This is a genomic window from Paenibacillus sp. N119s (assembly GCF_059447605.1).
The window spans coordinates 1-11134 of the sequence record NZ_JCAJRU010000174.1 but is presented as its reverse complement, the minus strand read 5'-3'; the positions used below and the strand labels follow the sequence as shown (position 1 = coordinate 11134).

The following is an 11134-nucleotide window of genomic DNA, read 5'->3' as shown; positions in this document are numbered from 1 at the left end:
GACGAATTCAGAAGCCATCTATTGGCTGCCTAAGCGGGGGCTTTATTCAAAGTGTCCTCAATTGGGGTCACAGTTCAAAACCGATGGACGGTCGCTTTTTTATGTAATGAATTTAAGGATATAGGAACAGGCTAATGGAAGGTTGCCAGAAAACACAAAAAAAGCCCGCTGGTTGCGAACAGGGACTGAACTTGCTACAATAGAGGATGCTATGTTTTACATAGTAAAGCCGTGTTGCATAAGTTGTTAACACACTTACTGTTACATTATAGCATGCTTCAAAGGAATAGTCAATTTTCACGGATCAGGGGGATGTGAAGAGTATGCCCGGGTCCATAATAGAGCCATAGTTTGTACACAAGGGAGCCCTGCACGGAGCAGGAGGAAACGGAACAGGAGCGATGTCAGTGACTACTGAGCAGCAATGGAATGAGGAACAACGAAGAGTAGAAGATGTGACTACAGTCATTAGCGGCCGAATTCGGAAGCTGGAGACAGAGGTTGGTTCTGTGCGCGGCGATGTCGTCGATATGCGTAAAGACTTCTGGGATGAGGTAACGATCAATTTCAGTGAGGCGGATGATGTGGGCGAGACGTCCACCAGTTTGCGGCAGCAGTCTGAGATTTTGTCTGAACGGGAACGAAGACACAAGCATTCCACTGAGGCGTTAGGCCGTTTGAAAAAGTTGCTGGACTCACCCTATTTTGCACGCATTGATTTTGCAGAGGAAGGGCAGGCTGCGGAGCGTATTTATCTGGGGATTGCCTCCCTGCTGGATAATCAGGATGAGGAATTTCTAATCTACGACTGGCGCGCGCCTATTTCGAATCTGTATTACGATAATATGCCAGGTCCCGCTTCTTATAAGACCCCAGTAGGGGAGATGGAAGGAGAACTGACGCTCAAACGCCAATTCTCGATCCGTGATGGACAGATCCGCTTTATGTTCGATACAGGGGTGACCATTGGAGACGAACTCCTTCAAGCCGTATTAAGCCGGAGCTCGGATGCTCAAATGAAAAGTATTGTCGCTACCATTCAAAAGGAGCAGAATCGCATCATCCGTGATGATCGAAGCCGTATGCTTATTGTTCAGGGGGCAGCGGGAAGCGGTAAAACCTCTGCTGCGCTTCAGAGAGTAGCATATTTGCTATATAAGTATCGGGATCGCTTGCGAGCGGATCAGGTCGTGTTATTTTCGCCCAACCCCATGTTCAATAGTTATGTTTCGACAGTATTGCCTGAATTGGGGGAGGAAAATATGCTTCAGGCTACGTTTCAGGAATATTTGGAGCGGCGTTTGGGCCGGGAGTTTCAGCTAGAAGATCCTTTTGAGCAGCTGGAGTATGTGCTATCTGCATCGTCCCAGCCTGGGTATGAAGCTAGGATGGAAGGTATTCGCTTTAAGTCATCCAAGACGTTTTTGCATGTGATTACAGGCTACAAGGCGCACCTAGAACAGGAGGGGATGCGTTTTAAACCTGTTCGTTTTCAGGGACGTGAGGTGATTTCAGTCGAGCAAATGGCAGGTAAGTTCTATGAATTCGACTCGGCTGTGCGGCTGGCAAACCGATTGGAACTGCTGCGCGATTGGATGCTCAAAGAGCTGGCCCGCTTTGGCAAGGAAGAATGCGCTGCTCCTTGGGTAGACCAGCAGATGGATCTGATGGAACCAGAGGATTATCAGCGGGCATATAACCGCATGCGCCGTAAATCCAAGAATAAAGGCGATACCTTCGATGATTTTAAGCGTGAAAGAGAAATATTGGCACGGATGGTAGTCAGTGACCGCTTAAAGCCCCTGCGCAAGTGGATTAAGGCACTTCGCTTCGTAGACACAACTCGCCTATACAGCGAACTGTTTATGAACGAGACCCTATTAAGCCAACTGTCCAATCATGCAGAGCTACCTGTACACTGGGGTGAAATTAGTCGGCAAACTCTGAAACGCATTCAAGCTGGAGAATTAGCGTATGAGGATGTGACGCCCTTTTTATATTTGCGTGAGCTGATGCTAGGCTTCCGTTCCAATAGCAACATTCGTCATGTGTTTATTGATGAGGCACAGGACTATTCACCATTTCAACTGGCTTTCTTCAAACGATTGTTTCCTCAGGCCAAAATGACGGCACTGGGCGATTTTAATCAGGCCATCTACGCCCATGCTTCGGTGCTTCAGGATGCGGAACCATTGTATGACCTGTATGGCGCAGAACAGACCGAGATGATCTCCCTGACACGCAGCTATCGTTCCACACAGGAGATTGTAGAGTTTACCCGGGGGATGGTAGCAGGAGGGGAGCATATTGTTCCGTTTAACCGTAAGGGGGAGAAGCCGTTAGTCACCGAGGTGAACTCGCGTGAGAAGCTGCATCAACTGATTGCTGGGAAGGTTACCAAATTGCTAGCAGAGGGCTATGAATCCATTGCGGTGATCTGTAAAAATGCTGATGAAAGCGCAGCGACCTACGAAGCACTGGAAGGACAACTGCCAGTAAAGCCAAAATTAATTAAGAAAACAACTCCTGCTTTTGAAAAGGGGATTCACATCATCCCGGCTTATCTGGCGAAAGGTGTGGAGTTTGATGCAGTTCTCATTTATGACGGATCGGCCCAAGAATATCAGCGTGAAAGTGAGCGTAAATTGTTCTACACGGCTTGTACGCGAGCAATGCATTTGCTGCACATATATAGCATAGGGAAAATTACGCCATTTGTAAGTTCACAGAAATCGGACACGTATATCCGTAAAGTGGAATAAAGTGACCGTGTTCTCTAACGGCGGCTGGCATTATTGAGCGTATTCCAGTAACATAAGCAAATAAGCCAAACAGGTTAGAAGCATAAACGGAGGTTACAAACGTAATGGACATGAAGAGAGTATTTCAACGCCCGCCGCTGGCGGACTGTGTACCCGAGTTGATAGCTACAGCTAGAGGGGAGCGCAAGGCATCGCTGGTGATCCGCGGAGGAACGCTGGTCAATGTGGTATCGGGCGAATTGTTACCGGGCATGTCTATTGCTGTGCAAGGTTCTCGTATTGCCTACGTCGGTAGAGACGTTAGCCATACGATTGGAGAAGACACCGTAATTATTGAAGCGGAAGGTCGTTATATGGCACCGGGTCTGCTGGATGGACATTGTCATATTGAAAGTACACAGCTCACCGTGACTGAATTTGCGAAGGCTGTACTGCCGCTGGGTGTGACGGGCGGTTTTTTTGACCCGCATGAAATTTCCAATGTGCTGGGTCTAAAAGGGCTTCGTCTGATGCTGGACGAAGCACGCACGACACCGCTGGCTGCTTACATGCAGGTAGCTTCCTGCGTGCCTTCCACAGGCCCGGAGCTGGAAACGACAGGTGCCTCTTTTGGTCCGGCGGAAGTGGCAGAGGCTCTAAGCTGGGGTCCGGATATGATCGGGCTGGGCGAAGTTATGAATTTCCCTGGCGTCGTCTATGGGGACGATGTGATGATCGGGGAAATTCAGGCTACGCTGCGCGCCGGCAAGGTGGCGGATGGCCATTTTACATGGGCATCCGATGATTGGCGGCTGCCAGTCTATGCAGCCGCGGGAATTACGGGCGACCACGAATGTGTCACGCCCGAGGATGTAGCCGAGCGTATCCGGCTCGGCATGTATGCCAAGATGCGGCAAGGCTCCGCATGGCATGATGTGGCCGAGACGATCCGTGCCAGCACGGAAATGGGGCTCGATACGCGCCGCATGATGCTGGTGACGGATGATCGCAGCGCGGAATCCCTGCTCCATGAAGGGCAGATGGACTTCGTGGTGCGTCATGCGATTGCGCAGGGTGTTAAGCCTGTAACGGCCTTTCAGATGGCAACGCTGAATACGGCAGAGCGCTTTGGCGTGGCACGGGACATCGGCTCGATTGTTCCCGGTGCGATTGCCGATATTATCTTGCTGGATGGCCGCTTGGCTGAAGTGAATGTGACGGCTACCATCGCAGCGGGCCAACTGGTGGCCGAGTACGGACAAATGGTCGCTGATTGGGAAGGCTTCGTTTATCCTGCGGAAGTAATGGACACGGTCCATTTGGGCCGAGAGCTGAGTACCGCTGATTTTCGTATTGCGGCTCCAGTACAGGAGGGGAAGGTACCTGTACGAGTAATTCGTGTCACGGAAAATCATGTGGATACGAAGGAAGTACGGATGACCGTTCCGGTGCGTCATGGCGAAGTTGCATCAGATCCTGCACAGGATTTGTGCAAAATCGCTGTTTTCGAGCGACATCACGCCAGTGGCAGCCACGCGGTGGCACTTGTGACAGGCGTAGGCTTCACCGAGCCGGCCGCAATTGCCATGACCGTAGCGCATGATAGCCACAACCTGCTCGTCATCGGCAATGATGACGAGCTCATGACTCAGGCGGCAAAGCAGGCCGTTGCACTACGTGGCGGCGTGGTGGTCGTATCCGCCTCGGGTGAGACGCGCTTCCCGCTCCCGATTGCCGGATTGATGTCCCCAGCTCCGTTTGCAGAGGTGGCTGCGCAGTCCGAAAGCATCAGCCGGGCACTTCAGCAAGCCGGCTGCATGCTGAACAACGCGCTGATGACACTGTCGCTGCTCGCATTGGTCGTTATCCCTGAAATTCGCTTGTCGGATCAGGGACTTGTCGTGATCGGAGCCGACGGTATACGGAAGGTGTCTCTTTTCGTGGAAGAGGATACTACGGAAGCCTGATAGAACACATCGCTGGGGGTTGTCCTGCAGGTCTACCCAGACCTGAGGGATAGCCCCTGTTTTCTTATATAGTCCAGAAGATATCTTTGATTTTCTTACACAGCGTTTTGTGGGGGTGAAGAAATGCAATTATATTATCGTTCATTAGAAAAAATGGCTCATCAAGCCTCAATTATAGATCAGGATTGGAACAGGTTTGTAGAGCAAACCCGTGTGAGGCATGTTCAGCAGGGGGCATATCTTATTGAAACAGGGGAACCTGTGAAACATGCTTATTTTTGTTCGGAGGGATTATTCCGTTTGTTCTATACTTTGGCAGATGGCAGAGAATATAATGTTGGTTTTTCACCAGAAGATGATTATGTAACCTCTTATGGCGCTATGGTTCAAGGTAAACCATCCAACTTTACGATTGAGGCCATGGAAGATTCGGTTGTTATTGAAATTCCATATCATGTCCTGAAGGAGCTTATGGATACAAGCCATATGTGGGAAAGATTCGTGCGTAAAAGCGTAGAAAGACTGTACATTCGCAAAGAGGAACGGGAACGCGAATTGTTATATCTTTCTGCCAGGGAGCGTTATGATGCCTTTCTTCTCAAGTATCCCGGGTTGGACAAACGAGTTGCACAATACCATATAGCTTCGTACATAGGTGTATCTCCCGTTTCACTTAGTCGTTTGCTGCGCAGCGATTTGCATTAACCTATGTTAATGTGGCTTAGCGACAAGCAGCGTACAATAACGATAAATCCATTCAAGTTTCACTAAAAAGGAGATAGGCATATGCGTTATATGATGATTGTATTATTGGAATTCTACCCTTCTTGGTTGGCTCTTCCTCGGGAAGAACGCCGCAAACATGCGGGGGCCTTGCAGGCTCGTATTCAGAAGTACAGCGAACATGTTCAGGTTCGTTTTTTTGATGCAGAAGCGCTGCCTGGAAAGGACTATACGGATTTCGTCGTATGTGAAACGGAGGATATGAGGCAATATCACTACATGTGGGAAGAAATTCGTGATTCGGAGCCGTATACCAAAGGATATATGAAGATTAAAGATGTAGTAATGGGGATGGAAAATGCATTTCAGGCCTATGAGTCCGAAATGCTACAGATGGACAAATAACTCCCCGTACTCCTTTACTATGTAAAAGTAGGAGTTGAGCTTGTACAGGTTTTAAACAAGGCGAGTTCCCATGCTGTTTTATTCAGCTGGGAATTCGCCTTTAATCTTTTGAAAATGATAATCAGAAAAACCACTTTATGCAACTGTATTACTTATAACCTTCAGAAATCCATTATTTGTTGCATTATTAATTAACTGATCAATAGATTTTGCTGCGCTATCGCTAAACAAGTACCACTCATTTTTGGATACGTCATGAATCAAAAACTTGGGATACCCGACTAAAAGTTCGGAAGGAAAGGACTGGATTAAAGAATACACATCAAAACGAGCTAAGCTTTTCCCCTTTTGATCTAAAAAATCGTATTGTGCATTTTTATAATAAGACCCAGGTGTGTCAATAGTGAAGCTCCAAGAATAGTTTTCAGGTGCTTCGACCTTTTCACCTTTGTTTTTTGTGAAAATATTATAAATGGTTTCATTATATGCATTGCCATGAATTTGCTGAACTACGCCGCCCAATATCATATGGTATTCCTGTTGAAGTGCTTTTACTTGAACACCGTTGATGAGCAATGGTTTAGTATCCACCGTCACTGTAAAGTTGCTGTAATTGACATTGCAGCCAAACGCCTCTGCTATAAAACGAAGTGGAACATATATGCGATTATTTTTCGTATATGGTTTTACATCAAGCGGTATCTTTTTACCGTTTTTCTCCGCTGTGCTTTTGTTTATTGCTAATTTTACTTTCATCTCGCTTTTAACGAGGATCACCTCGGAATTGGACCATTCGACGTTAGCCCCCAAACTTTCGCTAATAACACGTAGAGGCACCATGACGCGCTTATTTTTCATTTCGGGCTTCACATCGGATGTAATCGTTACACCGTCAACTTTGATTTGATTTTGTGCTGCATAAGCAGTGGACGATGAAATACATAAAAAGATAGCAAGAAAAGCTCCAAAGAATGCCTTGTTCATAAAAGATTGCTCCTTTTTTGATAAATTTGTTACCTAGTAACTTTCCACCATATTAAGACGCGAATGGATAAAGTTTGTTGCGCTTGCCTGTTTATCAACTTAACGTAACAACCAGTTTGTACTATTTAATTGAATTCCGATATTTACCAACCAAAAAATTCTAATCTTCCTGGGGAATTATGTCGATAACATTGAATATTGTTCATAAAATTTACAAAGTACATCCTTAGGGGGAAAGTTAATGAGAAAACAGCTAAAAGTTGCGGTTTCTCTAGTATGTTTAATGATGTTTATAGGTTGTTCGGCTTCACCAGTATCACAGCAGATGACTAAGATTACACTTTTGAATTCCAAATCTGAAATAAAAACCCAACTAGAAGAATTAGCAAAACAATACAATCAAGAGCATCCTGAAGCATCTTTAGAGATTATAACTGCTCCTGAGGGGACATCTGCATATCAAAAGTTGATGTCGATGTACGGTTCAGGAAGCCCAGCTACCATGTCAATGCTTGATCCGGGCGACACGCAGACATTCCTGGATAAAGCTGTTGATTTAAGTAAAGAAAAGTGGATAGCCGATACGATAGAACATGGACTCGATACTGTCAAGAAAAATGATACTGTGTTGGGGTTCCCATTTGCAGTTGAAGGCTACGGATTAATTTACAATAAGAAAGTGTTGGACAAAGCAGCAGGGGGGAATTTTGATGCTTCCTCGGTCAACAGTAGAAGCAGCCTGAATTCATTAATGGCTAAAATTCAGAAGTCGGGAGTAGCACCGGTCATGCTTTCACCAATGGACTGGTCTCTTGGTTCTCATCTTCTGGCTCTGGCTTATTCTGTTCAACCTGGGGGTTTTCCAGAGTTTGTTAAAGGTATGCAGAACAACTCCATCGATTTGTCCCAAAGCAATATAATGTCTGGATGGGTGCAAACTTTAGATCTACTCAAGGATAACAACATCAATAAGCACGCGCCTTTGGACAGTACGTATGAGGATGGATCCAAAGCTTTGGGAGAGGGCAAGGTAGGGCTTTGGTTTATGGGCAACTGGGCTTGGAATGGAATAAAGAGCAATGATACAGCAAATGAGGAATACGGTTTCTTGCCTCTTCCGCTAAATGATAATACGAATGATCCTATCAATTCCAAGATTACGGTCGGTGTGACAAAATATATATTCATCGACTCCACCACTACCACACCTCAGCAGCAAGAGGAAGCAAAGAAGTTTTTAAACTGGCTAGTATACGAAAAGTCCGGACAGGAACTTTTGGTAAACAAGGTCAATGTTATACCGGCGTTCAAGAATATTGACCTGGTGCCTTCCGATCCCTTGAGTAAATCGATCAAGTCATATATGTCGAGCGGAAAGACGCTGCCGTTTATGGCAACCCTTCCACCTGATCATGGAGGCATCACAGGAGCGTCTATCCAAAGCTATATCAGTGGAAAGATAGATAAGGCAGAGTTGTTGCGCCAAATACGCATATACTGGAAAGCTCAGCAGGGATGATACCAGACAGTTACGGGAGGAAGATAAGGGTGTTTAAATTAACGTTAAAGAAAAAGATAATTAGTGCAGCGCTCATACTGGTAATCGTACTGTCCCTTTCAAGTGTTATAGGCGTCATCAAGATGTCGGAAATGGGGGAGGCTTCTGATAAGGTAAATAACAGGTCTTTACCTGCGGTTATCCTTCTTCAAGGTATGGACAAGCAGATTACAGAAATCGATAGACTGACCGTTCGCATGATAATCGAAGAGGATGCAGCCGTTCGCAGCACTTATCAAGAAGAACTAACCAAAGCTACAGCTTCAATGGATAAGAGTGTAAATAAATACCAAAGTTTAGCCTCGACGGCAGCGGAAAAAGAATTGTTCACCGACTTTTATGGTCAGTGGGCAATGTATCTTCGCCATCTAAAGGTGGTTTCTGCGGCCATGGAAGAAAACGACAAGGTGATGGCCTATATGATCATCCATGGAAATTCCTCAGTTTATAAGGCAGCTTTAGATGATGTAAATAAACTGAAGCTACTTAATGAGCAGTATGCTACGGATGCCGCTAATCAATCGAGCCAATCTTACCATTCAGGCAGACTTTTAATGATTTCCTTGACTATCATATGTACGATCCTTGGAATTATCGGTTCTTTTTTACTGGCTCAATCGTTTACTAAGCCCATATTAAAAATAGCGGAACAGATCAAGCTGGTAACGAGAGGGAACCTGCAAGTGGAACCCCTTAAGGTCCGATCAAAAGATGAGGTCGGGGAGCTGGCTTCCGATTTTAATGAAATGTGCGATTCGCTGCGCAACCTTTTAAAGGAAGTTGTGGATAATTCCTTACTGGTTGCCTCTACGGCAGAACAGTTAACGGCCAGCGCGGAACAGACAAGCATTGCTACTGAGCAGATAGCTATAAGTGCGACTCAAGTCGCAGAGGGGTCTCAAACACAGCTTGCAGATATTGCTGAAACGCTGAATTATTCGGTAGGCGTTTCTAAAAGTGTAGAGAACATCACCAATCGCTTTGTGAATGTGGCGAATCTTACAACCCAAGCACAAGAAAAAGCAACCAACGGGAAAACCCAAATGTCTTCCACTGTTTCTCAAATAAGAGATGTGCATACCAAGGTGACTCAATCCGCTGAAGTCGTAAATATTCTAGGCGAAAAATCTGCGGAGATTAGACAAATCACAGCTATGATCAGTGATATAGCAGCCCGCACCAACTTGCTCTCACTCAATGCGAGTATAGAAGCTGCAAGAGCGGGAGAACATGGAAAAGGGTTTGCAGTTGTCGCTTATGAAGTACGCAATTTGTCGGCACAAGCAAGTGAAGCAACGGGTAAGATCTCTTCTCTGGTCAACGAAATCGCATTAAGAACAGATGAAGTTGTAGTTTCAATGAATGAAGGTGTTCAGTCTCTAAATGAAGGCATGATGCTTGTTGAAGGTGTCGGTAACGTCTTTTCTGAAATTGTCGGTGCCGTTGAAGAGGTGAGCGGTGAGGTGGACACTGCGGCCGTAGAAGCAAGATCCGTAAATGAAGGAACCGTTTCTATGGTGGAATCGATGAAGAAGATTGCTGAAATCTCCGAACAGGCCGCAGATGCCACTCAAACTGTCGCAAGTGTAGTCGAGGAAACTACCGCCTCCATGGAGGAAGTGTCTGCAGGTGCTAATATGCTTGCCAAGCGGGCGGAAGAGATGAATCAAACGGTGTCTGTATTCAAAATATAAAATAAATAGCGGTAGCCCTGGACGAGGAAAACAAGTCCTAGACTACCGCTATTGTTGCCATTAAATTATGAGTGAACGGCTTCAGCTTTTTTAGCTGCTCTTTTCAGATCCTGTTTACGGCGTTCTTCTAAATACCGCTCTCCATTCTTCTTGTCAGCTGTCAGTGTGAAGCAGGAGATGATGGTGAATAGACCTGCAATAGAACCCAAAATAACATAAGTCATCGGGAAATTCAGAACTTCATACATATGTCCGACAATAGGTGAGAAAATGGATACTACCAGTGAGCCCATAAACAAATACAACAGATACATGGTGGACGATAACCGCTGGTCAAAATTAACGGTAATGTACTTGAAGATGGCTACCAGAATAAGCGGTTTCTCCAGGGAGTGAATCATTTTCATCGCAGCCACCCATATGGAACCGAATGGCAGTGAAGAACCAATAATACGTAACGACATGATCGTCCCAGCAATAATCAATGCCCACTTGGCGGTCGTTTTGTTTACAAACCATGGGGTAACAAACAGGAACACAAATTCCAGAAATACCTGCACAGCGCTCAAATCACCAAGGAATTGATTGCCCTCTGCTTTGGAACTGAACTGAGATACGAAATAGGTGGCAAATTGCTGGTCATAAACCTCATAAATTTGGGTCACGCCAACCATGAATAGCATCAAAAACCAGAACTTAGTGGTGCGTACGAGATGCAGTACATCAATGAGCTTCAACGATTCTGTTTTCTGCTGCTCCTGTCCGGAAATTTCGACTTTGGTTAGAAAAATGCAAATCATGGCAACAATGGCAGATACGGAGGCAATCCAGAAGGTCAGATTTACATTGATATTGATGACCCGTCCGGCAACAAAAGTAGCGGCCGCCCACCCGAGTGAGCCCCACATACGGACCCGCCCGTATTCAAAACCGTATTTGCGCGATACCTTGTCCATATAAGAATCGACAACACCGTTACCGGCATTAAACACCAGGCCGATAAATAGTGCACCAACAATGGCACCAATGACGAACTGCGTTTGAAGCAATGGACCGTACACA

General features: G+C 45.9%; 8 protein-coding genes. 6 read left to right on the top strand and 2 right to left on the bottom strand.

The genetic code is table 11. The features are described 5' to 3' along the window. Window positions 1-401: 401 nt before the first annotated feature. The 4 genes from helD to AC5V8P_RS18175 all read left to right on the top strand — a co-directional run bounded on the left by helD (window position 402) and on the right by AC5V8P_RS18175 (window position 5836). Window positions 402-2762 carry an RNA polymerase recycling motor HelD gene (gene helD, locus AC5V8P_RS18190; RefSeq protein WP_231116970.1) on the top strand — a complete coding sequence of 787 codons (2361 nt, stop codon included), beginning with the start codon at window positions 402-404 and terminating at the stop codon, window positions 2760-2762. A 104-nt stretch (window positions 2763-2866) separates the two neighbouring features. Continuing rightward, window positions 2867-4708: an adenine deaminase gene (locus AC5V8P_RS18185; protein WP_064798159.1), complete on the top strand. Its 1842-nt coding sequence runs from the start codon at window positions 2867-2869 to the stop codon at window positions 4706-4708. Window positions 4709-4831: 123 nt separating this feature from the next. Next, window positions 4832-5413, top strand: coding sequence for a Crp/Fnr family transcriptional regulator (locus tag AC5V8P_RS18180; protein WP_081276884.1), 582 nt, complete (start codon window positions 4832-4834; stop codon window positions 5411-5413). An 81-nt stretch (window positions 5414-5494) separates the two neighbouring features. Further along, complete coding sequence (locus tag AC5V8P_RS18175; protein WP_063209115.1) at window positions 5495-5836, top strand: darcynin family protein; 342 nt, start codon at window positions 5495-5497, stop codon at window positions 5834-5836. Window positions 5837-5971: 135 nt separating this feature from the next. Here AC5V8P_RS18175 and AC5V8P_RS18170 read toward each other — a convergent pair whose 3' ends face one another. Beyond that, the gene (locus AC5V8P_RS18170) at window positions 5972-6820 is read right to left on the bottom strand and encodes a copper amine oxidase N-terminal domain-containing protein (protein ID WP_064798158.1); all 849 of its coding nucleotides are present in this window, start codon (window positions 6818-6820) and stop codon (window positions 5972-5974) included. Window positions 6821-7061: 241 nt separating this feature from the next. Here AC5V8P_RS18170 and AC5V8P_RS18165 point away from each other — a divergent pair, with 241 nt between their 5' ends. Next, entirely contained in the window at window positions 7062-8339 is a 1278-nt protein-coding gene (locus AC5V8P_RS18165; protein WP_064798157.1) for an ABC transporter substrate-binding protein, read from the top strand. 29 nt (window positions 8340-8368) lie between these two features. Further along, complete coding sequence (locus AC5V8P_RS18160; RefSeq protein ID WP_063209110.1) at window positions 8369-10072, top strand: methyl-accepting chemotaxis protein; 1704 nt, start codon at window positions 8369-8371, stop codon at window positions 10070-10072. Window positions 10073-10137: 65 nt separating this feature from the next. On the opposite strand, the gene AC5V8P_RS18155 is transcribed toward AC5V8P_RS18160, so the two are convergent. After that, window positions 10138-11134 (bottom strand): oligosaccharide MFS transporter (locus AC5V8P_RS18155; protein WP_495473760.1); only part of this gene is annotated, 997 nt, incomplete at its 5' end.